The sequence below is a fragment of the Nocardioides sp. T5 genome (assembly GCF_048161455.1).
Lineage (GTDB): Bacteria > Actinomycetota > Actinomycetes > Propionibacteriales > Nocardioidaceae > Nocardioides.
Map to the genome: position 1 here is coordinate 3,976,039 of NZ_CP182415.1, position 25,931 is coordinate 4,001,969.

Annotated in this window: 24 protein-coding genes; 11 read left to right on the forward strand and 13 right to left on the reverse strand. The window is 72.5% G+C overall.

Annotated features, from left to right (window positions below):
- Positions 1–3 precede the first annotated feature (3 nt).
- Complete coding sequence (locus ACNKF0_RS19455; RefSeq protein ID WP_416954467.1) at positions 4–645, forward strand: hypothetical protein; 642 nt, start codon at positions 4–6, stop codon at positions 643–645.
- A 27-nt stretch (positions 646–672) separates the two neighbouring features.
- On the opposite strand, the gene ACNKF0_RS19460 is transcribed toward ACNKF0_RS19455, so the two are convergent.
- From ACNKF0_RS19460 to ACNKF0_RS19470, 3 genes are all read right to left on the reverse strand, one after another.
- On the reverse strand, positions 673–3,798 hold the full coding sequence (locus tag ACNKF0_RS19460; protein ID WP_416954468.1) for a reprolysin-like metallopeptidase: 3,126 nt from the start codon (positions 3,796–3,798) through the stop codon (positions 673–675).
- 146 nt (positions 3,799–3,944) lie between these two features.
- Positions 3,945–4,589, reverse strand: coding sequence for a response regulator transcription factor (locus tag ACNKF0_RS19465; protein WP_416954469.1), 645 nt, complete (start codon positions 4,587–4,589; stop codon positions 3,945–3,947).
- On the reverse strand, positions 4,586–5,854 hold the full coding sequence (locus ACNKF0_RS19470) for a sensor histidine kinase (RefSeq protein ID WP_416954470.1): 1,269 nt from the start codon (positions 5,852–5,854) through the stop codon (positions 4,586–4,588). The genes ACNKF0_RS19465 and ACNKF0_RS19470 overlap by 4 nt, the downstream gene beginning before the upstream one ends.
- Before the next feature lie 586 nt (positions 5,855–6,440).
- On the opposite strand from ACNKF0_RS19470, the gene ACNKF0_RS19475 reads away from it, so the two are divergent.
- A complete protein-coding gene (locus tag ACNKF0_RS19475) occupies positions 6,441–6,938 on the forward strand; it encodes a hypothetical protein (protein WP_416954471.1) in 498 nt (165 codons plus the stop codon).
- Positions 6,939–6,944: 6 nt separating this feature from the next.
- Here ACNKF0_RS19475 and ACNKF0_RS19480 read toward each other — a convergent pair whose 3' ends face one another.
- On the reverse strand, positions 6,945–8,333 hold the full coding sequence (locus ACNKF0_RS19480; protein ID WP_416954472.1) for an MFS transporter: 1,389 nt from the start codon (positions 8,331–8,333) through the stop codon (positions 6,945–6,947).
- Between the two features lie 95 nt (positions 8,334–8,428).
- Here ACNKF0_RS19480 and ACNKF0_RS19485 point away from each other — a divergent pair, with 95 nt between their 5' ends.
- Genes ACNKF0_RS19485 through ACNKF0_RS19495 form a run of 3 tightly spaced genes read left to right on the forward strand, consistent with a single transcriptional unit; the run spans position 8,429 to position 10,696 of the window.
- A complete protein-coding gene (locus ACNKF0_RS19485) occupies positions 8,429–8,908 on the forward strand; it encodes a DUF1707 SHOCT-like domain-containing protein (protein WP_416954473.1) in 480 nt (159 codons plus the stop codon).
- A gap of 42 nt (positions 8,909–8,950) precedes the next feature.
- A complete protein-coding gene (locus ACNKF0_RS19490; RefSeq protein WP_416954474.1) occupies positions 8,951–10,111 on the forward strand; it encodes an acyl-CoA dehydrogenase family protein in 1,161 nt (386 codons plus the stop codon).
- Between the two features lie 60 nt (positions 10,112–10,171).
- Positions 10,172–10,696, forward strand: a complete 525-nt coding sequence (locus ACNKF0_RS19495) for a type 1 glutamine amidotransferase domain-containing protein (RefSeq protein ID WP_299930897.1) — start codon at positions 10,172–10,174, stop codon at positions 10,694–10,696.
- A 10-nt stretch (positions 10,697–10,706) separates the two neighbouring features.
- On the opposite strand, the gene ACNKF0_RS19500 is transcribed toward ACNKF0_RS19495, so the two are convergent.
- On the reverse strand, positions 10,707–11,384 hold the full coding sequence (locus tag ACNKF0_RS19500; protein ID WP_416954475.1) for a dihydrofolate reductase family protein: 678 nt from the start codon (positions 11,382–11,384) through the stop codon (positions 10,707–10,709).
- A gap of 31 nt (positions 11,385–11,415) precedes the next feature.
- On the opposite strand from ACNKF0_RS19500, the gene ACNKF0_RS19505 reads away from it, so the two are divergent.
- Complete coding sequence (locus ACNKF0_RS19505) at positions 11,416–12,318, forward strand: dihydropteroate synthase (protein WP_416954476.1); 903 nt, start codon at positions 11,416–11,418, stop codon at positions 12,316–12,318.
- A 48-nt stretch (positions 12,319–12,366) separates the two neighbouring features.
- Here ACNKF0_RS19505 and ACNKF0_RS19510 read toward each other — a convergent pair whose 3' ends face one another.
- The 3 genes from ACNKF0_RS19510 to galE all read right to left on the reverse strand — a co-directional run bounded on the left by ACNKF0_RS19510 (position 12,367) and on the right by galE (position 15,190).
- On the reverse strand, positions 12,367–13,239 hold the full coding sequence (locus tag ACNKF0_RS19510; RefSeq protein WP_416954477.1) for a hypothetical protein: 873 nt from the start codon (positions 13,237–13,239) through the stop codon (positions 12,367–12,369).
- 131 nt (positions 13,240–13,370) lie between these two features.
- Positions 13,371–14,177 (reverse strand): N-acetylmuramoyl-L-alanine amidase, encoded by an 807-nt coding sequence (locus tag ACNKF0_RS19515; protein WP_416954478.1) that lies wholly within the window; start codon positions 14,175–14,177, stop codon positions 13,371–13,373.
- A complete protein-coding gene (gene galE, locus ACNKF0_RS19520) occupies positions 14,177–15,190 on the reverse strand; it encodes a UDP-glucose 4-epimerase GalE (RefSeq protein ID WP_416954479.1) in 1,014 nt (337 codons plus the stop codon). Before galE ends, ACNKF0_RS19515 begins: the two co-directional genes overlap by 1 nt.
- A gap of 42 nt (positions 15,191–15,232) precedes the next feature.
- Here galE and gmd point away from each other — a divergent pair, with 42 nt between their 5' ends.
- Both gmd and ACNKF0_RS19530 read left to right on the forward strand, forming a co-directional pair.
- On the forward strand, positions 15,233–16,213 hold the full coding sequence (gmd, locus tag ACNKF0_RS19525) for a GDP-mannose 4,6-dehydratase (RefSeq protein WP_416954480.1): 981 nt from the start codon (positions 15,233–15,235) through the stop codon (positions 16,211–16,213).
- Positions 16,210–17,145, forward strand: coding sequence for a GDP-mannose 4,6-dehydratase (locus tag ACNKF0_RS19530; RefSeq protein WP_416954481.1), 936 nt, complete (start codon positions 16,210–16,212; stop codon positions 17,143–17,145). Before gmd ends, ACNKF0_RS19530 begins: the two co-directional genes overlap by 4 nt.
- A 49-nt stretch (positions 17,146–17,194) precedes the next feature.
- Here ACNKF0_RS19530 and ACNKF0_RS19535 read toward each other — a convergent pair whose 3' ends face one another.
- The 5 genes from ACNKF0_RS19535 to rfbA form a co-directional block, all read right to left on the reverse strand.
- Entirely contained in the window at positions 17,195–17,722 is a 528-nt protein-coding gene (locus tag ACNKF0_RS19535) for a hypothetical protein (protein WP_416954482.1), read from the reverse strand.
- A gap of 11 nt (positions 17,723–17,733) precedes the next feature.
- Entirely contained in the window at positions 17,734–19,509 is a 1,776-nt protein-coding gene (locus tag ACNKF0_RS19540) for an alpha/beta hydrolase (RefSeq protein WP_416954483.1), read from the reverse strand.
- A complete protein-coding gene (locus tag ACNKF0_RS19545; RefSeq protein WP_416954484.1) occupies positions 19,506–19,817 on the reverse strand; it encodes a hypothetical protein in 312 nt (103 codons plus the stop codon). The genes ACNKF0_RS19540 and ACNKF0_RS19545 overlap by 4 nt, the downstream gene beginning before the upstream one ends.
- A complete protein-coding gene (locus tag ACNKF0_RS19550; protein WP_416954485.1) occupies positions 19,814–20,389 on the reverse strand; it encodes a hypothetical protein in 576 nt (191 codons plus the stop codon). The genes ACNKF0_RS19545 and ACNKF0_RS19550 overlap by 4 nt, the downstream gene beginning before the upstream one ends.
- Before the next feature lie 66 nt (positions 20,390–20,455).
- Positions 20,456–21,322, reverse strand: a complete 867-nt coding sequence (rfbA, locus tag ACNKF0_RS19555) for a glucose-1-phosphate thymidylyltransferase RfbA (protein WP_416954486.1) — start codon at positions 21,320–21,322, stop codon at positions 20,456–20,458.
- A gap of 63 nt (positions 21,323–21,385) precedes the next feature.
- On the opposite strand from rfbA, the gene ACNKF0_RS19560 reads away from it, so the two are divergent.
- From ACNKF0_RS19560 to ACNKF0_RS19570, 3 genes are read left to right on the forward strand one after another with little or no spacing between them, the layout of a single operon-like run.
- Positions 21,386–23,269: a DUF4012 domain-containing protein gene (locus tag ACNKF0_RS19560; protein ID WP_416954487.1), complete on the forward strand. Its 1,884-nt coding sequence runs from the start codon at positions 21,386–21,388 to the stop codon at positions 23,267–23,269.
- Positions 23,270–23,279: 10 nt separating this feature from the next.
- Complete coding sequence (rfbB, locus tag ACNKF0_RS19565) at positions 23,280–24,278, forward strand: dTDP-glucose 4,6-dehydratase (protein ID WP_416954488.1); 999 nt, start codon at positions 23,280–23,282, stop codon at positions 24,276–24,278.
- A 53-nt stretch (positions 24,279–24,331) separates the two neighbouring features.
- The gene (locus ACNKF0_RS19570) at positions 24,332–25,750 is read left to right on the forward strand and encodes a sugar nucleotide-binding protein (RefSeq protein ID WP_416954489.1); all 1,419 of its coding nucleotides are present in this window, start codon (positions 24,332–24,334) and stop codon (positions 25,748–25,750) included.
- Positions 25,751–25,931: the final 181 nt, after the last annotated feature.

A 25,931-nucleotide genomic window follows, 5' to 3' on the forward strand; every position in this document is an offset into this window, starting at 1 on the left:
CGCGTGACCGGCGGCGTGCCCGGCCTCGCCGAGGAGCTGGCGGACTGGTTGGAGGGCCTCGGGCTCGCCGACCAGCTCGCCGCGGCCGGGTTGCCGACGTACGACCGCGACGGTGACGCGGTGCGCTGGACCGAGCCCGCGACGGGCGAGCCGCTCGACGACGAGCGGCTCGTCGAGCTCGACCGGCTGCTGCGCTCCCAGGGCGAGGACCCCGCGTACGCCGTGCCGCTCGCGCTCGTGCGCCTGCGCCGGGAGAGCCGGGTGCGGCAGGAGCTCCTCGACGGCGGGTGGCTCGACTACGCCGGCGTCGCGCAGCTGCGCGGCGTCTCGACCAACGCGGCTCGCTTCGCCGTCCACAAGGCGGCCGAGCGCCGCACCCTCCTGGTCGTCGGGCACGAGGGAGCGGTGCTGGTGCCGTCGTTCCAGCTCGACGAGACGGGCGAGGTGCGCACCGAGCTGCTGACCGTCCTCGAGCCCCTGCTCGTCTCGGTCGACCCGTGGCGAGCCTGGATCTGGCTCACCACACCGGCCGCGCTGCTCGGCGGCGCGGTGCCCCACGAGGCCGCGCGCGACCCCGAGGAGCTCCCCGTCGTGCAGCGCGCCGCGGTCGCCCTGGCCGAGCGGTCTCGCTCGGCGCAGGGCTGACCCGGCGGCTGCCCGGAGGCGCTGCGGTCAGTCGGTCGGCGTCTCGGTGACGACCGCGACGCCCTCGATCCGGACCGGCTTGTTCTTCGCCACCACGACGCGCAGCTTGCCCTTGCGCGCCTTCGGCAGGTTGAACGTGCGGAGCTTGCTGAAGGACCGCTTGCCCTTGAACTTCACGACGCCCAGCTTGCGCTTGCCGAGGAAGACGCGCGCCTTGCCGCCCTTCTTCACCGTGCCGATGACGAGCACGATCCGCTCGGTGGCCGGCACGCGGGTGACGAGTTCGGAGCCCTTGCGGCGCGAGGTGATGTAGTCACCGAACATGGCCCGCTTGTCCTTCTTGCGGTTCCACTTCCCCTTGCGGGAGAAGGTGCTGTCGTCACGCGGCACCGTGAAGCTCACCGTGGCCGGCGTCGGGTCGACGACACCCGCGGCGTTGACCGCGGCGACGGTGACGATGTGCGTGCCGGAGCGGAAACGGTCCTCCAAACCGGTGGCGTCGCACGGCACGGTCTCCGCGTCGACCGTGCACACGAAGGTCGCCGGGGAGACCGACGAGGTGTAGGTCAGCACCTGCTTGCGCTCGAGCACGATCGAGCCGTTGGCAGGACCGGAGGTGATCGTGGTCTCCGGCGCGGGCGTCGCCTTCAGCACGAAGGAGGCGTCGTTGACGTCGAAGAAGTAGTTGCCCACCGCCTCGATCTTGATGCGTACGTCGCTCGCGTCGACGTTGGGCATCGCCAGGGTCTCCGAGCCGTCGTTGGGCGTGCTCGCCGCGAGCACCGTGCCGAAGGTCGCGCCGCCGTCGGTGGACAGCGAGATCTTGACGTTCTCGGCCAGGCGGCGCGTGCCGTTGACGTCCCACGTGACCGGGACGGACGAGCCGCCGGCCACGGTGGCACCCGCGGTGGTCTGCGAGGTCACGAGGAACGGTCCGGCGCCCGGGTCGACCGTGAGGGCGACGTCGTCGAAGGCGAGGCCGCCGCCGCGGACGGCGAGGTCGCGGGCCGTGATGCGGAAGTTCATCGTGCGGTCGTCGGCTCCCAGGCTGCCGAGGTAGTCGGCCGTCGGCAGGAACTCCGAGTAACAGTCGAGCAGGGTGTCGGGGAGCTGCTGGTTGGTGGGCGTGGTCGGCGTCGGGCAGGTGCCGGAGACAGCGTTGGTGTTGCCCTTCAGGACCTGGGCCATGTCCGGGAAGACCCGGGTGGTGCTGCCGTCGGCGAGGTTGATGCCCGGCGACGGGCTCGTGAGCGTGTCCTCGTCGCTGACGGCGGCGTCGTCACCGAAGACCCGGAAGAGCGGGCCGTAGGCCTTGACGTTGTCGGACAGGCGGGTGCCTTCGCCGAAGTTGGTCTGCTCCCAGAGGAAGACGAGCGGGTCTCCGTCGGCGTCACTGGAGGACGTGGCGGTCAGGGCGAACGGCGTGCGGGTCGGCAGCGTCTTGGCGGCAGGAGCCTCGACGGCCGGGTTGGTGTTGTCGCTGTCCAGGGGGAAACCCTCCGTCTGCGACGGCCCGCCTCGAGCGGTCTCACCGGCGAAGCCGGAGACCCCGGCCGACCCGTTGGTCACGGTCAGCACGTCGGCGACCTCGTAGCCGTCGGCCTCGATGCTCGGCTGCGCGTTGAAGATCACCTGGAAGCCGGTCTCGTCGGGCTCGACCGGCGGCACGTAGTTGACCTCGTAGGAGTTGTACTGGTCGTAGCCCCACTGGGCGATGGACACCGGCTGGTCGACGATCTCCTCGATGGCCGCCTTGATGCCGGCCGCGGTGTAGTTGGTGCCGGCCACGATCGGGTCGGTCGTCTCGCCGTCGAGCTCCAGGGTGAACGAGTCACCCGCGTCGCCGAAGCCGCTCAGCGACACGGTCTGCACCTCGACGTTGCCGTAGGGCTCCTGGTCCATCGTCGCGTAGGCCTCGTCCACGGTGAGGAACGAGAAGTAGGGGTCGGTGTGCGGCTGCAGGTTGTCCTGGCCGCAGATGCCGGCGTACGCCATCACCGAGGAGCCCGAGCCGGGCTCGACCGAGGCATCGGAGATGTTGCCACCGCAGGCGCCGAGGGCGCCGTTGAAGGTGTGGTTGCCGCCGAACTGGTGGCCGATCTCGTGGGCGACGTAGTCGATGGCGAAGAAGTCACCGGTGGGCTCGGGCAGGCCGGTGCAGCCGCCGCCCTTGTAGTCCCCGCCGATGACGCCGAGGTAGGCGATGCCGCCGCCGTTGACGCCGAGGGCGATGTGGCCGACGTCGTAGTTGGAGGCCCCGATCAGCTGACCCAGGACCGTGCGGTTCTTGCCGAGGGTCGAGACGTCGCAGTAGCTGATGTCACCGTAGGAGTCGTCGCTGTCGTCGTCGGGCGTCCCGTTGTCGTCGAAGGGCTCGAAGCACGGCGCGCTGCCGCACGGGCCGTCGGGGCCGGTGGCCTCGGCGTAGGTGTCGAGGTTGAGCTTCTCGGTCTCGTTGACGAGGCGCAGCTCGACGCCGAGGTCGTCGTTGTAGACCTCGTTGACGCGGTTGATCAGGGTGACCTTCTCGGCCAGGACGTTGTCGGTGCCGAACGCCGCGGCGTAGGACGGGTCAGAGGTCAGCGCCAGGCGGTAGTAGCGCCGGTTGACCGCGGCGTTGGCGACGCGCGGGGCCTGCTTGGCCTCGGCGACGGTCTCGCGCAGGGCGCTGACCTCACCCTCGACGCGGCGCCGCTCCGGAGCCGGGAGGTCCGCGGAGCGGTAGCTGAGGTGGGCGGTGGTGCCGCGACGGTTGTAGGCCGGGTCGACGTACCAGTCGGCCTGGGCGCCGGGCTCACGCACGAAGGCGTGGAACCCCATCGGCGTGATGTCGAGCGCGATCGAGACCCGCGGGTCGTCCACGCTGCGGCCCGACCACGTCGCGATCTCGGGGTGGGCGGCGGCGAGGTCGGACTCCATGGCCTGGGTCCGCTCGACGCGGAAGGCCTGCAGGCGACCGTCGGGGTCGAGGACCTCGACGACCGAGGAGCCGCCGGCCTGCGGCAGGTCGCCGCGCAGGGCGCCGAGGTCGACGCGCGAGGCGGCGTACTGCTTGGGCTCGACGCGGACCTGCGAGCCGGACGGCTCGAAGCCGCGGAGGGGAGCGAACGCCTGGTCGTCGGGCGCGGCCGCGACCGGTGCGATGGAGCTCATCACCCCCGCTCCCAGGACCAGGGCCAGACCTGCGGCAAGACTGCGGGGGCGAGACAACGACACACGAGCTCCTTCGAAGACGGAACTCGCAGCCTAGGTAGGCCCACCGACACGCGCCATACCTCTTTGGTACCGGTTGGCCCCGGTCAGCGGCCGAGCCCGGCCGACCGGGCCAGCGAGATCGCGTCCTCGCGCGAGCCGACGTCGAGCTTGGTGAGCATCTCCGAGACCCGGTTGCGGATCGTCTTCGGCGCGAGGAACAGCCGACCCGAGACCTGCTGCGTGGTGAGGCCACGGGCGAGCAGGTCGAGGATCTCCCGGTCGCGGGCGTCGAGCCGACCGAGGACGTCGGTGTCGGGGACGGCCGACGCGGCGACCCGCACCGAGGCGCTGGCGCCGGCGCTGAGCACCACCGAACCCGCTGCGGTCGCGCGGATGGCTCCGAGCAGCTCCTCCGGTGGCGCGTCCTTGAGCAGGTAGCTGTCCACGCCGTCGGCGAGGCTGCGCAGCACCGTGACCGGCTCGCGCGCCATCGTCAGGATGACCAGCCGGGTCGAGGGCCAGCGCTCGCGGAGCCGCAGGCCGAGGGCGACGCCGTCACCGTCGGGCAGGTGCAGGTCCAGCACGCACACGTCGGGCGGCTGGTCGCCGGGCAGGCCGTCCGCGAGGTCGAGGGCTGCCGCGACGGTCCCGGCCGCGCCCGCCACCTCCATGCCCGGGTCGGCACCGACGAGCGCGGACAGGCCGGCGAGCACCACGGGATGGTCGTCGACCAGCAGCACGCGGATCACGCGGTCGGCTCCGGCACCACGAGGCGTACGACGAGCCCGCCGCCCTCGCCCGAGGTGACGTCGAGCCGACCGCCGGCCTCGCGGGCGCGTGCGGCCAGAGAGGTGAGCCCGACGCCGGGCACCACGGGTCCGCCGCGCCCGTCGTCGGTGACGGTCGCCTCCAGCACGCCGTCGAGGTGCGTGACGCGTACGTCGACCCGGCGGGCGCCGGCGTGCCGCGTCGCGTTGGTCAAGGCCTCGGCGACGAAGCGGTAGGCGACGATCGCGCGCGGACCGTCCACGTCGCCGGCCCCCTGGGCGTCGAGCGTCAGCGCAGGGCCGGCGGCATCGAAGGACCCGACGAGGGTGGTGAGCGCCCCGGCGAGGTCGGCGCCGACCAGCGGCTCCGGTGTCAGCGCGGAGACGATGCGCCGCAGGTCGGCGCGGCAGGCGGCCAGGTCACCGGCGAGCGCTGCGAGGTCGAGGCCGGTGCCGGTCGCCCGCGCCGCCTCGACCCGCATCCCCATGCCGGCCAGGGCCGGCCCGAGGTCGTCGTGGAGGTCGGACAGGATCCGGGCGCGCTCGACCTGGCGCTGCTGGACCACCTCGTTGCGGGCGTGCTGCGCCTCGACCGCGAGGTCGACGGCGCGGGCGGCCAGCGCGACGGTGGGGGCGAGCTGGCGGACGACCGCGTGCTGGCGGGCCTCGAGACCCTCGGGGTGCCGCCCCCGGACCGACATCGTCCCGACGCGCTGCTCCCCCACGACCAGCGGGACGGTGGTCCAGCCGGGCCGGTCGTCGACCTCGTCGAGCACGATCTCGACGGCGTCCGTGCCGCTCGCCACCGCGACGAGGTCGCCCGCGGTGGCCAGCAGCAGCCGCGGGTCGCCCTCGCGGCGCAGGTCGCCGGAGAGGGTGACGAGGTCGTCGGGCGAGAGGATGCCGGTTCCGTAGCGGCGCGCCATCCACCCGCGGCGCAGGCTCACCGCGGCCGGCGTGGCCATCATGATGGTGACGGCCGCAGCGAGAGCGCCGACGACCTCGGCCCCGAAGATCCGCTCGTGCTCGGCGAAGGTCCACATCAGCCCTCCCGCCGCCACCCCGGCCGCGAGCACCCCGACCAGCAGCCCCACGTCGACCAGCGGCTCGACGACCGGACGCGGCTCCCGGACCAGCGCCGACCCGGCGACCGATCCGGCGACGGCGAGCAGCCCGATGGTGGCGACGACCCCGAAGGCGGTCGCCGAGGCCCACGTCCACGCGACGGCACCCGCGGTGACGGCCACGACCGCCACACCACAGCACGATCCACGTGCGCCAGCGGCGGGCGGCACGCCCGGTGGCGGGCAGCGCCGCGGCCGCCACGGCCAGGACCGGCAGCATCCAGAGCGGTCCGGCGGCGGCGCCGGGCGCGGCGCTCGGCAGGATCGCCAGCACCATCGCCGGCGGCGTCAGCGCGGCGACCAGGACGGCCGCCCAGCCGACCGGCGAGCGCGGCGAGCGGTCGAGCAGCACGACGCCGGCGATGCCGAGCGGCAGCCAGCCGAGCAGCGGCAGGCTGGCGTCCGCGACGAGCCGGTCGTGCGGCAGCACCAGGATCGGCGGCAGCACGCCGAGCGACAGCAGCGCGACGGCCGCGAGCACGGGGCCGGACACCCCGCCCGGCGCTGGCGCCGGGGCAGACAGGTCCGTGACCGGGGCCGACACTGTGGTCATGACGTCAGTATCCGCGCCGACGACCGGGCCCGGAAGGCTCCGGGAACGGGCCGGGACGGACGCGGGACGACGCGGGACGCCAGGGCCTCGCCCCCGGGTCACGCACCGCTCCACAGTTGCGTCGACCGCCCCGTCCCGCAGCACCGAGGAGACACCATGACCACCAGCCAGACCGCGGCCGTGACCGCCGACCGCCGCACCCGCGTCCCTGCCTACCCGGTGCTCGTCGGCGCGATCTACGCGATCTGCGTGCTGGGCATGTCGACCAGCATCCTCGCCGAGATGGCCTTCGGCTACACCGGCAGCGGCGACGCGCCGCGCTCGCTCGGCGAGCAGCTGGCCGGCGTGCTCGGCTTCGGCACGCTCGCCCTCGTCGTGTCCGTGCTGTCCGTGCGGCTGCTCCGCTCGGAGCGCCAGCGGCAGGTCGGCGCCATCGTGCTCGGCGTCGCCGCGGTGCCGGCCCTCGCGTTCTTCTGGTGCGGCATGCCGGCCATGCTCGGCGCCGCGGCGGCCGCGCTCGCCGGCCTGACCCGCGGTCGTACGCCGGTGGCCGGGGCCGCACGCGTCTTCGGCCTCATCGGGCTGGCCTTCGCGATCATCAACCCGATCGTCAACTTCCTCGGCGTGACGATCTCCTGGCTGACGACCTCCTGACGGAGGTCAGTCCGCGACGGGGTCCACGACGGGGTCCACGACGGGCCCGGCGACGGGCGCGGTGCGCAGCGTGGGGGCCAGCACGACGAGGCCCAGCAGCGGGAGCACGGCGAGGACGAGCAGCGCGACGGGCATGCCGAGCGGTCCGCTGATCCCGGCGACGATGGCCGAGCCGATGCTGCCACCGATGAGGAAGAGCAGCGTGGAGACCCCCATCGCCACACCGCGTACGTCGTCGTGCACCGCGTCGCCCACGACCGCACTGAGGGCCGGCTGACCGAGGCCGAAGGCGAAGGTGACCAGGATGATGCCGACCACCAGCACGGTCGCGCTCGACCACAGGGCGCCCGCGGTGGCGACCAGCAGCGCGGCGGACGCGACGAGTCCGGCTACCGCCAGCGACCGCCCGGGGCCGATGCGGGTGAGCATCGGCCCGGTCACCTGCGGCACCAGCAGGGCGACCGCGGCGCTCGGCACCATCGCCAGGCCGACCTGCCACGCCTCCCAGCCCTCGGCGAGCAGCACCGCCGGCAGCGCGATCAGCATGGCGAACCACGCCGCCGGGACGGCCGAGGCGGCGACGGCGCTGCGCACGACGGTGGCGTTGCGGATGACCTCGACGGGCAGGAAGCCGTCGGGGCGACGACGTACGTTGGCGCGCACCGCCGGCACGCCGAGCACGAGCAGGGTCGCGCCGATCGCGGCCACCAGCAGCCCGGCCGACGGGGACTGCACGAGGAGCACCATGCCCGCGGCGGTGAGGGCGACGACGATCGCGCCGACGACGTCGAGGCGCGCGCCGCGGCCACCGGTGGGCAGCGCGCGCCACAGCAGGGGCACGACGAGGGCGCCGAGGATGGGCAGCGCCATGACGGCGCGCCAGCCCCACGCGGCCTCGACCAGTCCGCCGATCAGCGGGCCGAGGCAGCTCACCGCCGCCGCGACGCCGGCGAGGCGACCGAACGCGAGGCCGCGGACCTCGCCGGAGTACTTGGCGGACAGGATGGTGACGCCCAGCGTCGGTACGGCGGCGGCGCCGGCGCCCTGCAGCATGCGGGCGCCGAGCAGCACCTCGAACGTCGGCGCGAGGGCCGCGACCAGCGCCCCGACCGACATCAGCACGAGGCCGGCCAGCAGCGGGGCGCGGACGCCGACGAGGTCGGAGATCCGGCCGTAGAGCGCGGTGGTGACGGCCAGCATCAGGACGTAGAGGCTGATCGCCCACGCGGCCAGGCCGGCGCTCACCCCGAGGTCCTCGCCGAGCAGGGCCAGCGCGACGGCGGCGCTCGAGGAGCCCATGCCGGCCAGGCCGAAGAGGAGGCCGAGCAGCATCGAGACCCGTCGCGAGTCGTCCGGGGCGTCGGTGCGGCCGGTGGCCGGGCTCGGTGTGGTCATCGACGTGCGACAACAGCGCGCGCCCGTGCTGCATTCCCCCACAGATGCGCCGAAGACGCCCGCGCGGCCCCGGGCTCCGCCGTACGCTGGGGCCCATGAGCACGCCGTACGACGGGCCCTCGGGACCGAGCGAGGCCTACCTGCGGTGGCGGCACCTGCAGGAGCAGGCCGACGCCCAGCACGACGCGCTGCTCGTCTCCGACGCCGAGCGCGACCAGGTCTGCCGCCGCCTGTCCGCGGCCTTCAGCGAGGGGCGGATCACCTCCCCCGAGCTCGACGAACGCACCTCACGCGCTCTCGCCGCTCGCACCTACGGCGACCTGGAGGACGTGATGGTCGGGCTGGAGCCGCCCGCCACGACGTCGTACCGACCCGTGGTGCCGGGCCACCCGCTGCCCCAGCGGAGCGTCCTTCCGCGGCTCGTCTTCTGGCTGGTCGGGCTCCTCACCGCTCCCTTCATCCTCGTCGGCAGCGTGCTGGTGCTCTCCGGCGAGTCCATCTTCGGCCTGGTCCTGGTGCTGCTGTTCCTGCCCGGGCTGATCGCCCTCTACCGCTGGTCCCATCCCCGCACCTGACCGATCGGTCGGTTTCCGTGCTGCGCGGGTAGCCTGCGACCCATGACAGCCCGCCGCCAGCTGCCCACCGACGAGGCCCGCGACCTGCTCGCCCTCACCCGCGAGATCTGCACCAAGGAGCTCGCGCCGCGGTCGGCGGAGGCGGAGGCGACCGAGACGTTCCCGCGCGACGTGTTCCGGATGCTCGGCCAGGCCGGCCTGCTGTCGCTGCCCTACCCGGAGGAGCACGGCGGCGGCGAGCAGCCCTACGAGGTCTACCTCCAGGTGCTCGAGGAGATCGGCGCCGTCTGGTCCTCCGTCGGCGTGGGCGTCTCCGTGCACGCGCTGTCGTGCTTCGGGCTGGCCTACTTCGGCACCGACGAGCAGCGCGCCGAGTGGCTGCCCGACATGCTCAGCGGCGAGCTGCTCGGGGCCTACTGCCTCTCCGAGCCGCACGCCGGCTCCGACCCCGCCGCAATGCGTACGACGGCCCGCCGCGACGGCGACTCCTACGTCCTCAACGGCGCCAAGGCGTGGACCACCCACGGCGGCCACGCCGACTTCTACAAGGTGATGGCCCGCACCTCCGACGACCGCAATGGCATCTCCTGCTTCCTGGTCCCGGCCTCTGCGGAGGGGCTCTCCGCCGACCCGCCGGAGCGCAAGATGGGCCTCACCGGCTCGGCGACGGCGACCATGCGCTTCGACGACGTCCGCGTCGACGCCTCGCGCCGGCTGGGCGCTGAGGGCGAGGGCCTGAAGATCGCGCTCGCCGGGCTCGACTCCGGCCGCCTCGGCATCGCCGCCGTCGCGGTCGGCCTGGCGCAGGGCGCCCTCGACTCCGCCGTGGCCTATGCCCGCGAGCGCGAGACCTTCGGCTCGAAGATCATCGACCACCAGGGCCTGGCCTTCGTGCTCGCCGACATGGAGGCCGCGATCGTCTCGGCCCGCGCGACGATGCTGCACGCCGCGCGCCTGCGCGACGCCGGGCTGCCGTTCTCCCGTGAGGCGTCGGTCGCCAAGCTCGTCGCCACCGACAACGCCATGAAGGTCACCACCGACGCCGTCCAGGTCCTGGGCGGCTACGGCTACACCCGCGACTTCCCCGTCGAGCGCTACATGCGCGAGGCCAAGGTCATGCAGATCTTCGAGGGCACCAACCAGATCCAGCGCATGGTCATCTCCCGCTCGCTGGCGAAGGACAACTCGGGCGTCATCGGCTGAGGAACGCTCCCACCCCTGCGTGTGTTGTCCGCCCGTGGGGCGCGAGCAACCGTGGGAAGCATGTCCAAGCGCATCGCATTCCTGACCGCATCCGAAGGCGTCGAGGAGGTCGAGCTCACCAAGCCGTGGCAGGCAGCGCTCGACGCCGGCCACACCGCCGAGCTCCTGTCCGCCGACGAGGGCGAGGTGCAGCTCTTCCAGCACCTCGACAAGTCCTCCACCCAGCGCGTCGACCGTCGCGTCTCCGACGTGTCCGTGGCTGACTACGACGCCCTGGTCCTGCCCGGAGGCGTCGCCAACCCCGACGCCCTCCGCATGGACGAGGAGGCCGTCGCCTTCATCCGCGACTTCATCGACACCGGCAAGCCCGTCGCCGCCATCTGCCACGCCCCCTGGACCCTCGTCGAGGCCGACCGCGTGAAGGGCAAGCGCCTCGCGAGCTGGCCGAGCCTGCAGACCGACATCCGCAACGGCGGGGGCGAGTGGGTCGACGAGGAGGTCGTCGTCGACGGCAACCTCATCACCAGCCGCAACCCCGACGACATCCCGGCCTTCAACAAGGCCCTGCTCGACGCGCTGGGCTGAGCCCACCGGCTCACTCCACGAGCCAGCGCCCCAGCAGCGTCCCGTCCTGCTCGAGCAGCAGGGCGGGACGCAGCGCGACGTCGACCTCGGCGCCGGTGGCGATGCGTACGGCGTCACCGCCCGTCAGGGTCGGCACGATCGTCCAGCAGAGCTCGTCGACGACGCCCGCCGCCAGCATGTCGGCGAAGAGCGACGGGCCGCCCTCGCACAACATCTCCGTCCAGCCCCGCTCGGCCAGCGCGGCCTTGAGCGCGACGAGGTCGATCTCCTCCTCGCCGAGCACCAGGACGTTGTCCTCGCCCAGCGTCTCGCGGGCGACCGCCAGCCCGTCGGAGCTCCCGACCGTCGCCATCAGCACCCGGCCGGGCGGTGCCTCGGCCAGCGTCGGCGGGACGTCGGCGGAGCGGCTGACCACGACGATCGGCACGCGCGGGACGTCGTACTCCTCCTCGCGGATCGTGCCCGCGCCGACCACCAGGCAGTGCGCGCGCCGCCTCAGCGCGTCGAACACCCGCTTGTCGGCGTCGTTGTTGATGGTGCCGCTCAGTCCGTCCGACCCGGTCGCCGCACCGTCCACGGTGCTGACAAAGTTGACCCGCAGCCACGGCTCGCGCTCCGGGGTGTAGGCCGCCGCCAGGTCGTCGTCGGAGAGGTCGGCGAGGTGCTGCAGCACGAGGGGTTCGCTCACGGCCTTCATCCTGCCGCCTACGCTTTCGAGCGTGATCACCCTTGCGGATCTGGCGGCCCTGCACGCCGAGCACGGCGAGTCGTGGGACCGCCCCGTCGCCCCGGTCGTCCTCGACGGACCCCGCGGGCCGGTGTCGATCGGCGACGGCTCGGTGACCCTGATGGGCTGCATCAACCTCTCCCGTGACTCGACCTACCGCGAGAGCGTCGCCACCAGCCCCGCCGACGCCGTCCGGATGGGCCGCATCCAGGCCGCCCAGGGGGCCGCGCTCATCGACCTCGGCGCCGAGTCGAGCAACGCCCGGGCGGCGCGCGTGGCGGTCGCCGACCAGGTCGCCACCTTGGTGCCCGCCGTGAAGGAGCTCGCCGCCGAGGCCGTCGTCTCGGTCGAGACCTACGAGCCGGAGGTCGTGCGCGCCTGCCTCGACGCCGGCGCCCGCGTGCTCAACATGACCGGCCGCCAGCACGAGGACGAGATGCTCGCGCTCGCCGCCGAGTACGACGCCGCTGTCGTGATGTGCTTCGGCACCACCGCCAACGTCCGCGAGATCGCCGACGTACCTCCCGACGCCGACCCGATGCCGGTGCTGCTCGACCACTTCGCGCCGCGGCTCGAGCACGCCCGCTCCCTCGGCGTCGACAAGGTGGTCGTCGACCCGGGGATGGGCTTCTACTACGGCAACCTCGTCGACCCGATGACCCGCGCCCGCCACCAGTCCCGCGTGCTGGCCCAGGCCTTCCGCCTCCGGCCGCTCGGCGCGCCGGTGTGCAACGCCCTGCCGCACACCTACGACCTCTTCGGCGACGAGTTCCGCAAGGCGGAGGGCTTCTACGGCGTCCTCGCCGCCCTCGGCGGCTCCCACCTCCTCCGGATCCACGAGGTCGCCCACCTCCGCGTCGTGCTCCGGGCGATGGGTGAGCTCGAGGTCCGCTGACGCCGACACCATGCAGGCAGTTCGCGGCCCGGGTCGGTCTCGTCACGCTCAGGCGACGAGTCCGTGGCACCCAACTGCCTGCATGGTGCGCCACCGGACGACGTCCTCGATCGCCGCGCGGACCTCGTCGGGCCGGAACATCACGTCGGCCCAGGTGAACCTCAGCACCACGAGTCCGAGCCGAGCGGCCGTCGTGTAGCGGTCCACGTCACGTTGGAGGCCCGCCTTGGTCCAGTGGTGCTCCAGCGACTCGGCCTCCATCACCACCCCCAGCCGGCGCTCGAGCAGGTCGACGAAACCCACCCCCGGGACGTGCCCCTGCGGGACGACGTCGAGGCCCGGCACCGAAGAGGCGATCACGTAGAGGCAGGTCTCGAAGGGATTGGCCCTCAGGTGCGACGCCTCCGACGCGACGCGGAGGGCCCTGGCCCGTCCGGTCCTCGGGCTCCGCGCGGCTGCGATCAGGAGATCGTCGCGGTCGATGATGCCCTCCCGCAGGGCGGAGTCGGCCACGCACAGCGCCACGTCGAAGTCGTACACACGCGCACAGTCGATGACCGTGCGCGTGCGGGAGGTGACGTTGCGCCTCAGCTCGCGCTCGGACAGGTCGGCCCAGTGGAGCTCGTAGGAACCGCGGGGCTTGCGGGCGCTCCGGGGCAGCGTGACGCAGGGGCGCAACGGGTCGTGCTTGAGCTTCCAGCCGAACTCCTGGGCAGCGCTCAGGTGGGACGCAGCGCCGCCGGTCCGGGCGACGGCGCGCAGGGTGCCGTCGAGGTCGGCGAGGCAGTACCTGTTGTGGCGGGGCTTGTGGATCCGTCCGTCGGCGAGGGCAACCGCGAGCTGCGACCGGCTCGTGAGCCCGAGCAGCTCCCGGAAGGTGCCCACACCCCCGAGCTCGCGAAGCGCCACGACCGGGTCCATCCCTCGACCCTGACACCGATCACCGGTCGGCTGCTCGCGTCATCCACAGGCACCATGAAGGCAGTTCGCGGCTCAGGCGGCATCAGCCACGCTCAGCCGGGCGCTGCCGCGGCCGAACTGCCTGCATGGTGTCAGCCGAGGAAGCGGCGCACCCCGGAGACGAGCCCACGGGCGTAGCGGGCGCGCCCGGCAGGCGAGGTCATCACCCGCGCCTCGGCGGCGCTGCGCATGTTGCCGAGCTCGACCATCACGGTGGGTACGTCGGAGAGGTTGAGGGTGGCGAGGTCGGAGCGTACGTCGATCCCGTCCCCGCCGGCGGTGTAGGTCGCGACGCCGAAGCGCTGCGCCAGCAGGCCGGCCTTCACCGAGGTGGCCAGCCGGCGCGAGGGCCGGTGGATGTCGGCGGTCCACGGTGCCCGGTCGGGCGGGGTGATGACGTGGAAGCCGCGCGCGCCGGCGGCGTACGACCCGTCGGCGTGGACCGACAGCTTGAGATCGGCGCCAATGGCGTTGCCCGCCCGCCCACGCGCGTCGACGCACGGACCCCAGCGGTCCTGGCGGTTGCTGTGCCGGGTCAGGCGCACCGTCGCGCCCAGCTCGCGCAGCCGGGCCGCGACCACGCGGGAGACCTGCCAGACGAAGGTGGCCTCCGGGTAGCCGCCGTTCGTCGTTGTGCCGGTGGTGTTGCACGGCTTGGTGAAGCCGCCGGCGGGCACCGGACGGTTGATGCGGCGCGGGAAGTGGCGGTTGCCGAGCTGATGGCCGGGGTCGATGACGATCACCCGCCCGGCCAGCGGCGACGCCGCTACCTGAGGACGCAGTGGACGTGGATCGACCGTCTGGGCGACCGCGACGTCCTCAGATACCCCGAGGAGGGCGGCGGCGAGGGCGGCGACGAGGGCGGCGACCACCGCGACGACCGCGCCCCGGAGGGGCATCAGCCCGCGAAGCCGTGGGGGTTCTGCGACTGCCAGCGCCAGGTGTCGGCGGCCATCTCGTCGACCGACTTCGTCGTGCTCCAGCCGAGCTCGCGGTTGGCCTTGGACACGTCGGCGTAGGAGACCGCGACGTCACCGGGGCGGCGGGCGACCACCTCGTAGGGCAGCTCGCGGCCGACGGCGCGCTCGAAGGCGTGGAGCAGCTCGAGCACGCTGGTGCCGTGGCCGGAGCCGAGGTTCCAGATGCTGACGCCGTCGGTAGTGGTGGTCAGCGCCTCCAGCGCGGCGACGTGGCCGGCAGCGAGGTCCTCGACGTGGATGTAGTCGCGCACGCCGGTGCCGTCGACCGTGTCGTAGTCGTCGCCGAAGATCATCAGCTTGTCGCGCTTGCCGACCGCGACCTGCGCGATGAAGGGCATGAGGTTGTTGGGGGTGCCCGACGGGTCCTCGCCGATCGTCCCGGACTCGTGGGCGCCGACCGGGTTGAAGTAACGCAGCAGCGCGAAGCGCATCTCCGGAGCGGCCACGGCGACGTCGCGCAGGATCTGCTCCTGCATCACCTTGGTCCAGCCGTAGGGGTTGGTGGCGAAGGTGCGGCGGTCCTCGGTCGCGCCGGCCTGGTCGGTGCCGTAGACGGTCGCGCTGGAGGAGAAGACGAGCTTGTCGACACCGTGCTTCTGCATCGCGCGCACGAGCGAGAAGGTGGAGCCGAGGTTGTTCTCGTAGTAGTCGAGCGGCTTCTCGACGCTCTCCCCCACCGCCTTGTAGCCGGCGAAGTGGATGACGGCGTCGAAGTCCTCGGCGGCGAAGAGGTGCTCGGTCTTGTCGTAGTCGCACAGGTCGAAGGAGTGCAGCGTCAGCGGAGTGCCGGTGAGCGACTCCATCCGACCGAGCACCGTCGGGTGGGCGTTGCTGAAGTTGTCGACGATGACCACGTCGTGGCCGGCAGCGACGAGCTGGATGACGGTGTGCGAGCCGATGTATCCGGCGCCGCCGCTGACGAGGATCTTCATGCCGCCCACCCTACTGAGAGCCGTCCTGACAGAATGCGTCGCATGCCCAGCGCTCTCATCACCGGAATCACCGGCCAGGACGGCCTCTACCTCGCCGAGCTGCTGCTCGAGAAGGGGTACGACGTCCACGGCCTGATCCGCGGCCAGAACAACCCCCGCCGCGAGCTGGTCTCCAAGGTGGTGCCGGACGTCCAGCTGCACAACGGCGACCTGACCGACCTGTCGAGCCTGATGCGGGCGATGCGCGACTCGCAGCCCGACGAGGTCTACAACCTCGGCGCCATCTCGTTCGTGGCCTACTCCTGGGAGAACGCCTTCGTCACCAGCGACGTGACCGGCATGGGTGTGCTCAACATGCTCGAGGCCGTACGCCTCCACGCCGGCGACGACCCGTCGTCGATCCGCTTCTACCAGGCCTCGAGCTCGGAGATGTTCGGGAAGGTGCAGGAGGTGCCGCAGTCGGAGAGCACCCTGCTCTGGCCCCGCTCGCCCTACGGCGTCAGCAAGGTCTACGGCCACTACATGACGATCAACTACCGCGAGTCCTACGGCATGCACGCCTCCTCGGGCATCCTGTTCAACCACGAGTCGCCGCGCCGCGGGCCGGAGTTCGTGACCCGCAAGATCAGCCAGGCCGTCGCGAAGATCCACCTCGGCCAGCAGGACTCGATGGCGCTCGGCAACCTCGACGCCCGCCGCGACTGGGGCTACGCCGGCGACTACGTCGAGGCGATGTGGCGGATGCTGCAGCAGGACGAGGCCGACGACTACGTCATCGCCACCGGCGAGACCTGGTCGATCCGCGACTTCCTCGACCTCGCCTTCGCCCACGTCGGAATCGACGACTGGAGCAAGCACGTCACCCAGGACCCGCGCTTCATGCGCCCGGCCGAGGTGGAGCTGCTCATCGGCGACGCGTCCAAGGCCAAGGACAAGCTCGGCTGGACGCCCACCGTCTCCTTCGCCGAGCTCGTCGCGATGATGGTCGACGCGGACATCGCGGCCGCCAAGGCGGGCTGGTGACCGCAGCCGCCTTCATCACCGGCATCGGCGGCCAGGACGGCACCTACCTCGCCGAGCGGCTGGTCGCCGACGGCATGGAGGTCCACGCGCTGGTCCTCGAGGCCGACGGCCACCCGGCCCACTGCCCGGCGGAGGTCGTGCTCCACGCCGGCGACCTCGGCGACGTCGAGGCCACCCGCCGACTGGTGCGCGACATCGCGCCCCGCGAGGTCTACAACCTCGCCGCGATCAGCTCGGTCGCCCAGTCGTGGGACGAGCCCGACCGCACCGCCCACGTCAACGGCCTGGCCGCGGTCGCGCTGATGGAGTCCGCGCGCGCGGTCGACGGCGTACGCCTCGTGCAGGCCTCGAGCGCCGAGATCTTCGGCGAGGCGTCGGAGTCGCCACAGGACGAGGAGACCCCGATCGCGCCGGTCAACCCGTACGGCGCCGCGAAGGCCTTCGCGCACCTGTCCGCCCGCGTCTTCCGCCAGCGCGACCTGCACGTGTCGAGCGCGATCCTCTACAACCACGAGTCGCCGCGCCGGCACCCGCGCTTCGTCACCCGCAAGATCACCTCGACGGTCGCCGCCATCGCGCGCGGCGAGGCCGACGAGCTGGTCCTGGGCAACATCGACGTACGCCGCGACTGGGGCTGGGCCCCCGACTACGTCGATGCGATGGTGCGGGCCGCCCGCGCGGACGAGCCGGGCGACTACGTCGTCGCCACCGGCACCGCCCACTCCGTGCGCGACTTCGTGGCCGCCGCCTTCGCGGCCGCCGGGATCGACGAGTGGGAGCACCTGGTGCGGCAGGACGCGGCCTTCTTCCGCCCGGCCGACCCGACCGAGCTGGTCGGTGACGCGAGCCGGGCACGCGAGGAGCTGGGCTGGGCGCCCACGGTCGACTTCGCCGAGATCGTGCGACGCATGGTGGCCACCGACCTCGCCTGACCGGGTCTCGTGACGGGCGCCGGGGCGCCCTCCTCGACCAGCGGATGGCTCAGTCGAGCGGGATGTCCTCGGAGTTGTCCCGGTCGACCGGCTCGGTGTCGGTGGGCACCTCGACCTCGCCCTCCTGGTCGAGGGTGAGCACCAGCTCACGCTCGCCGACCTTCGTCCAGCCGATGGTGGTGCGGAAGTCGTCGCGCTCGAGCTGCGCCCAGGGCTCGGAGGCGTCAAGGCCGTCGGACGTCCGCGTCCAGCCGGCCTCCTCGAGCGCCGCCGCGGCCTGGTCGACCTGCTCGCCCTCGGCACCCTCGCCGACCACGACCGCGGAGGCCTTGTAGTCCTCGGCGCGGTAGGTCGACATGCCCTCGCTCTCGACGCGCCCCTTCGCGCGCTCGACGGCGAGCCCGCCGCCGGTCAGGGCGGCGGCCATGTCGCGGAGCTCGGCGTTGACCGCCTGCTTCATCGACGCCAGGTCGTCGGCGGCCTGCTCGGGGTCGGGGTCGCCGCACGACCCGAGCCCCATGGCCAGCCCGAGGGCGAGCGCGATCGCCAGCAGCATCCGCAGCGGGAGCAGTCTCATGCCACCCATCCTCACCGGTCGGGGCTCGTGTCGGAGCGCCCGGGCTGGTTCGCCGTCGGGTCGCGGTCCCACTCGGGGTCGCGCGGCGCGTCGTACCAGGGGTCGTAGCTCTGCTCCGCGGTGTTGATGTCGTCGCCGTGACCGTCGACGATGCGGCCGATGTTGTAGAGCGACTCGGTGTCCTGGTCGAGGTAGGAGCTGTGCGCGTCGCCGGTGTTGCGGTGCCAGCTGCGGTCGACGTCCTCGGCCTCGAAGCGGTTCGCGTCGAAGTCCTCCGACGACGGGTCGGTGCCCAGCCCGATGCCGAGCTTCCCGACCCACCCCTCGTCGCCCAGCACGGCCACGAAGTCGCGGCTGTCGCGGCCGACGTAGACGTGGTCGGCGCCGGGACCGAGGTCGCTCGCGTGGTCGGCCGGGCCCGCGCCGGGGCTGCCGATGAGGACCACCTCGTCGACGTCGGACGCGTCCCCGTGGGTGGCGTACGACGTCGTGGTGGAGCCGTAGCTGTGGCCGACGGCCGTGAGGTGCGCGGGGTCGTCGGGCCGGGAGGCGCGCAGCCCGTCGATGGCGTCGGCGAGGTTGCGCCCGCCCTCCTCCGCACGCCCCTCGCTGAGGGTCGCGAGGTCGGTCGGGCCGTGCGGCGCGTCGTAGCCGAGCCAGAACATGGAGGCGACGCTCGAGCCGTCGCCGTTGTAGCGCGTCGACTCGTAGAGGTTCATCATCCGGTCGGTGTAGTAGGTCGTGTCGCCCATGTCGGTGTTGATGCCCGGCGTGAAGACCGCGACGTCGGTGGCGTGGTCGAGGTCGCCGACCGCGACAGCCACCCGCCCGTCGCCGTCGTACGCAGCTGGGTCGTAGAGCCACAGCGCGCCGCCGGGGCGCAGCGTCGGGTCGAGCGGGTCGGTGTAGGCGTCAGCGTTGGCGAGCGCGTCACGCGCCTGCCCGGCGTTCTCGAGCACCCGCCGCTCGAGCGGGGAGATGGTGCCGTCCTCCTCCTTGGCCGCGAGCCGGGCGAGGTCGTCGTCGAGCAGGACCCGGTTGGCCTGGTCGCGGGCCCCGGCGGGCAGGCCGTCGCCCTGGCCGACGCGCTCGGGGTAGGCGGCGATGACCGCCTCGCGCTCGGCGTCGGTGAGGCCCTCCCACCACTGCTGCACCTCCTCGGGCGTCGCGCCGCTGCCGGGCGCGCCGGGGCGGTTCATCGCGGACTCCGCCATCGGCGGGATGCCGCCGTCGCCGGACAGCGACTCCGGCAGGGTGTCGGCGGCCTGGAAGACCTGGCGCAGCAGCGTCTCGTTGTCGCGCACCCGCCGCTGCAGGTCGTCGTCGGCGGTGGCCAGCTCGGAGTAGTCGGCGCGCAGGTCGACCGACCGCTCGCGGAAGGCGGCGATCTCGGCGTCGGTGACGTCGGTGGCGGCGTTGATGTCCGCGATCAGGGCGGTGCGCCGGTCGTCGAGGCCGCGCTTGCGCTCGACGAGGTCCTCGTGGTCGCGCAGCAGGTCGCGCAGGGTGTCGGCGAAGGCGGTCACGCCCCGGCCCACCCGGCGTACGGTCGTCGCCATCGCCGAGTGCTCGGTCGAGGCCGTGCCGGAGGCCTCCTTGTAGGAGGCGTAGGCGATGCCCGTCCAGCTGCCGAGCTCCTGCAGCTCGCGGGACCGGTCGGCGAACTCCTCGTAGCGTCCGGCCGCGGCGTAGATCGTCGTCGCGAGCGTGTCGGCCCCGCCCGCGTCGCCCTCGGGCTTTCGCAGCTGCGCCGGGACCGACGCCGGCACCTCGATCGTGACGGTCACCGCGCCGGCCCCAGTCGCCCGTCGAGGTCGCTGAACTGCCGGTCGGTCGCGTCGTCGGTGGTCGAGTAGTCGTCGGACGTCGCGTGCAGCGCGCCGACGAAGCCCTGCGCGATCGCGGCGCTCTCAGCGGCGTATCCGGCCCACCGGGTCAGGAACGTCGTCGCCGCGCCCTGCACGCTCGGCGGCAGCGCCGAGGCGGACGCACCGCGCAGCTCGCGGGCCGAGGTGTCCATCAGCGTCTCCTGCGACTCCCACCCCTGGGTGCCGCGGCGCAGGGTCTCCATCTGCCAGACCAGCGGGTCGCTCATCGCTGACCCCCGATCGCCTCGGCCGCGGCGGCCTCGCCGACGACGACGAGGGCAGAGCGGATCCGCAGCACGACGCGGCCGGCAGTGGGCGCCAGCACCTGCACGTCCTCACGGCCCACGCGGCCGGGTCGTCCGGCAAGGACACGGGGTACGCCGTCGGGCGGGGCCAGCACGTGCCAGCCGTCGGCCTCGGCAAGCAGGTCGCGGGCGCGCTGGAGGGCGTCGGAGGCGACGACCGGGTCGAGGTCGTCGAAGGTCGCCGTGCCCTGCCAGCGCAGGGTGCCGGGCGCGGACCCGGCGAACCACACGTCGTCGAGGTGGCTCGGCTCCCCCTCGAGACCGAGGGCCGCCCAGAGCGCAGCCATCCGCGCGCGCAGCTCCCCCCTGGCCACGTCGGGCTCGACCGTCGGCTCGTCGCCCGGGACCTCGACGCGGTCGGGTGCCTCGGGTGGCAGCACCACCAGGTCGACGTCGTCGTGGCGACGCAGCACCGTCGCCCAGAACGGGTCCTGCAGCACCTGCCGCGCCGCGGGCGCACCCGTGACGAGGTCGAGCGAGTTCGGGTCGGGCACGGGGTCTCCTCCAGGCTGCGCTTCGCTACCCCAGTCCTCCCCCGTCGGGGGCCCGCCCAAACGCGGTCAGCCGTGCTGGAGGAGGCTCCGCAGGTACTCGCCGTAGCCGCTCTTGCGCAGCGGCTCGGCGCGCGCGACGAGCTCGTCGTCGGAGAGCCAGCCCATCCGCCAGGCGACCTCCTCGGGAGCACCGACCTTGAAGCCCTGCCGGCCCTCGATGGTGCGCACGAAGTTGGACGCGTCGTTGAGCGAGTCGAAGGTGCCGGTGTCGAGCCACGCGGTGCCGCGGGGCAGCACCTCGACGTGGAGGCGGCCCTCCTCGAGGTAGCGGCGGTTGAGGTCGGTGATCTCGAGCTCGCCGCGCGCCGACGGCTTCAGCTCGGCGGCGTACTGCACCACGTCGTTGTCGTAGAAGTAGAGCCCCGGAACCGCGAAGTCGCTTTTGGGGTGCTCCGGCTTCTCCTCCAGCGACAGCGCGCGGCCCTGGTCGTCGAACTCCACCACGCCGTAGGCCCGCGGGTCCGCGACGTGGTAGCCGAAGACGGCCGCACCGTCGAGCTCGGAGAAGCGGAGCAGCTGGTGGCCGAGGCCGGAGCCGTAGAAGATGTTGTCGCCGAGGACGAGCGCGGACCGCTGGTCGCCGATGTGGTCGGCGCCGATGATGAAGGCCTGCGCCAGCCCGTCCGGCGAGGGCTGCACCGCGAAGGTCAGGTTGATGCCGAACTGCGAGCCGTCGCCCAGCAGCCGGTGGAAGCCGTCGGCCTCGTGGGGCGTGGTGATGATCAGGACGTCCCGGATCCCCGCCAGCATGAGCGTGGAGAGCGGGTAGTAGATCATCGGCTTGTCGTAGACCGGCACCAGCTGCTTGCTGATCCCCTGGGTGATCGGGTGCAGTCGCGAGCCGGTGCCACCGGCCAGGATGATTCCGCGCATGGCTGCACCCTAGGGTGCAGCCGCGATTCTCGTGGCCTCCCGCCCCTTTGGCACCATGGCCGCATGTCGTCCTCCCGTCGCGCCACACCGCGACGGCTGGTCCGGCCGGCGACGGTGGTCGGCGGCCTGTTCCTGCTGCTGGTGGTCCTGGCCCTGCTGGCGATCCCCTTCCTCTCGGCCCCCGGGCACGCCGAGGACGCGCGCACCGAGCTGACCGCCGCGAAGGACGCCCTCGACGCCGGCGACACCGACGAAGCGGTGGCGGCCGTCGAGCGGGCGCGCGAGGAGACCGACGACCTGCAGGGGTCCGTCCAGGGCATCGGCGGCGACGTGTGGAGCTGGGTGCCGGTCGCCGGCGGCCCGGTGCGCGACGTACGCCGCCTCGGCAACGCGCTCGACGAGCTGGTCGCCGTGGCGGAGACCGGCGTACGCATCCTCCCGCAGGTGCGCGGCGAGGAGTCGACGCTCGTCAATGACGGCAACGTCGACATCGAGGTGCTGGAGTCGGTGATCGACGACCTGCGCGAGGTGTCGACGCGGCTCGCCGATGCCCAGGCCGAGCTCGCGGACGTCGCCGACTCACGCCCCGTCGTGGGCGGGCGGCTTGCCGAGGCGCGCGACCAGGCGCAGGGCGAGGTGGACCCGCTGGCCGACGGGCTGGAGTCGATCGACCCGCTGCTCGACCACCTGCCGAAGATCCTGGGCCGCGACGCGAGCCGGCAGTACCTCGTCGCGCTGCTCAACCCCGCCGAGATGCTCTTCTCCGGCGGCACCCCGCAGACCTTCGTCACCGTCGACCTCGACCGCGGCCGGCTGTCGATGGGCGAGACGGTCGACCTGTCGACCGCGCCGGGTGCGGCGCAGCCGCGCTACTGGCGCAAGGTCAGCGGCAACCCGCTCCACCGCGGCAAGATGAAGCCGGCGCTGGCCACGATGGCCCCCGACTGGCGGGTCTCGGGCAACGAGCTGGCCAACGCCTGGCGCAGCCTGCGCGGGCGCCGGCTCGCGGGCGTGGTCGTCATCGACGTGGTCGCCATCTCGCGGCTGCTGGACGTGTCCGGCCCGCTCGAGGTGCCGACCCTCGGCACGCTGACCGGTGACAACCTCGTCGAGAAGCTCATCGGCAGCTACGACGACTACCCCGAGCCCGCGCAGCGCAAGGCCGTGAACCGGGCCCTCGCACCCGTCTTCGTCGACCGGCTCCTGTCCGGCAACGACCCCGTCGGCACCGGCCGCTCGCTCGGTCAGGCGGCCGACGAGCGCCGCTTCGCCCTCTTCTTCCGCAGCCCCGAGGAGCAGGCCGTCTTCGACGACCTCGGGCTCACCGGCCGGCTCTCCGACACCGAGCACGACTACATCGGCGTGTTCACGCAGAACAAGGTGCCCAGCAAGTCCGACTACTGGCAGCGCCGGACCGTCAGCACCGACGTCGTCGTGCGCAAGGACGGCAGCGCCCGCGTCCGGATGGAGGTGGAGGTCCACAACGACTCCCCGCCCTACGTCCAGCCGGTCCCCGACCCGGGCCAGGGCTACTTCACCCGCTGGAACACCCTCAGCATCGCGCCGTTCCTGCCCACCGGCGCGACCTTCGACTCGGTCGCGGTCGACGGGGAGCCGCTGCAGACATCGCCGCGCAACTTCTTCGGCCGCTACTTCATCCGCCCCGAGATCGAGTTTGCCCCACAGGCCCGTCACACCCTCGCGGTGACATACGACGTCCCTGCCGCCGCGGTGCGCGACGGCGACGGGCTCGCCTACCGGCTCGCGATCGACCCGCAGGGCATGGTCGACCCGCAGGGCGTCCGGGTCCGGGTCAGCTTCCCGCGCGGCTACGCCGTCGACGACGAACTGCCCGACGGGTGGTCGACACGCGGCGGCCGGGTGGCGACGTACACGACCGACGCGCTCGAGACCATCGAGTCGTTCGAGATCCTCGCCCACCCCTAGACTCCGCGGCATGGAACGCCTTCTCGTGACCGGGGGCGCGGGGTTCATCGGGTCGAACTTCGTGCACCACCTCGTCGACCACACCGACCTGAGGATCACCGTCCTCGACAAGCTGACCTACGCCGCCTCGAAGGAGTCGCTGGCGGGGCTGCCCGAGGACCGGGTGCAGCTGGTGGTCGGCGACATCGCCGACGAGGAGACCGTCGACCCGCTGGTGGCGGCGCACGACGCGGTCGTCCACTACGCGGCCGAGTCGCACAACGACAACTCGCTCCACGACCCGAGCCCGTTCATCAGGACCAACATCCTCGGGACCTACACGATCCTCGAGGCGGTGCGGAAGCACGACAAGCGCCTGCACCACGTCTCGACCGACGAGGTCTACGGCGACCTCGAGCTCGACGACCCCAAGCGCTTCACCGAGGACACGCCCTACAACCCGTCCTCCCCCTACTCCGCATCCAAGGCCGGCTCCGACCACCTGGTCCGTGCCTGGGTGCGCAGCTTCGGCGTCCGCGCGACGGTCTCGAACTGCTCCAACAACTACGGGCCCTGGCAGCACATCGAGAAGTTCATCCCGCGCCAGATCACCAACGTCATCGACGGCGTGCGCCCCAAGCTCTACGGCTCCGGCGAGAACGTCCGCGACTGGATCCACGCCGACGACCACTCCTCGGCCGTGCTGACGATCCTGGAGAAGGGCGAGATCGGCGAGACCTACCTGATCGGCGCCGACGGCGAGAAGAACAACCTCGAGGTCGTCCGGCTGATCCTCACGCTCATGGGCAAGAGCGCCGACGACTTCGACCACGTCAACGACCGCGCCGGCCACGACATGCGCTACGCCATCGAGTCGGGCAAGCTGCGCCAGGAGCTCGGCTGGCAGCCGCAGTTCCAGGACTTCGAGGCCGGCCTGGCCAACACCATCGAGTGGTACCAGGCGCACGAGGAATGGTGGCGCCCCCACAAGGACGCGACCGAGGCGAAGTACGCCGAGAAGGGCCAGTAGCCTCCGCTGGTTGAGCAGCGAGCGCAGCGAGCGTGTCGAAACCAAGGAACCCCATGACCCAGCTTTCAGTCGAGACCACCCCGATCCCCGGTCTCCTCGTCGTCCGCATGCCCGTCCACGGCGACGCCCGTGGGTGGTTCAAGGAGAACTGGCAGCGGCAGAAGATGGTCGCCCTCGGGCTGCCCGACTTCGGCCCGGTCCAGAACAACATCTCCTTCAACGCCTCGCGCGGCGCCACCCGCGGCATCCACACCGAGCCGTGGGACAAGTTCGTCTCCCTCGCGACCGGCCGCATCTTCGGTGCGTGGGTCGACATGCGCGAGGGCGACTCGTTCGGGACGACCTTCTCGATCGAGCTCGACCCCTCGGTCGCGGTCTTCGTCCCGCGGGGCGTCGGCAACTCCTACCAGGCGCTCGAGGACGGCACGGCCTACACCTACCTCGTCAACGACCACTGGCGCCCGGGCGTGAGCTACCCCGCCCTCCACCTCGGCGACGAGTCCGCCGCCATCCCGTGGCCGATCCCGCTCGACGAGGCCGAGATCTCCGAGAAGGACCACAACAACCCGCGCCTGGCCGACGTCGTGCCGATGGCGCCCAAGAAGACACTCGTCGTCGGCGCCCTCGGCCAGCTCGGTCGCGCGCTGCACGCGGCGTACCCCGATGCCGACCGCGTGGACCTGTTCGCCGGCGAGGGTGTCACCGCCCTCGACCTGACCGACGCCGAGGCCGTCGCCGCCTGGCCGTGGCACGAGTACGCCGTCGTGCTCAACGCCGCCGCCTACACCGCCGTCGACGCGGCCGAGACTCCCGAGGGCCGCGTGGCCGCCTGGGGGGCCAACGCCTCCGGCCCGGCGACCCTGGCCCGGCTGGCCCGCGAGCACGGCTTCACCCTCGTGCACGTCTCGTCCGAGTACGTCTTCGACGGCACGGCCCCGCTCGACCCCGGCCACACCGAGGACGAGCCGCTCTCCCCGCTCGGCGTCTACGCCCAGAGCAAGGCAGCGGGCGACATCGCCGTCGGCCTCGCGCCGCGCCACTACCTGCTCCGCACCAGCTGGGTGATCGGCGAGGGCAAGAACTTCGTCCGCACCATGCGGACGCTGGCCGAGAAGGGCGTCTCCCCCAGCGTGGTCGACGACCAGGTCGGCCGGCTGACGTTCACCGACGAGCTGGTCCGGGCCATCCGCCACCTGCTCGACATCGGGGCGGAGTTCGGCACCTACAACATCTCCAACGGTGGCCCCGCGATGTCGTGGCGCGAGATCGCGCAGGCGGTCTTCGAGCGCTCCGGCCGCAGCGCCGACGACGTGTCGGGCACGACCACGGCGGCGTACGCCGAGGGTGTCCTGGCCCAGGGCAACCCGTTCGCCCCCCGCCCGCTCAACTCCGCGATGTCGCTCGACAAGCTGCGCGCCACCGGCTTCGAGCCCGAGGACGCGATGACCGCTCTCGACCGCTACCTCGCCTGACGTCCCGGGCGACCGCCCCGGCCCAATCCGCCCTCATGGCGAGAGTTGAATTGACGTCAATTCAACCTTCCCGGACGCCCGCTTCCCGGTGCCGGCGGAAGGTGAACATGCGTCAGTCAGGTCGCGGGACTGCCCCTGTGGATGAGCACCGCGCGGGCGCCCGGCCTTCTGCTCTGCTGGG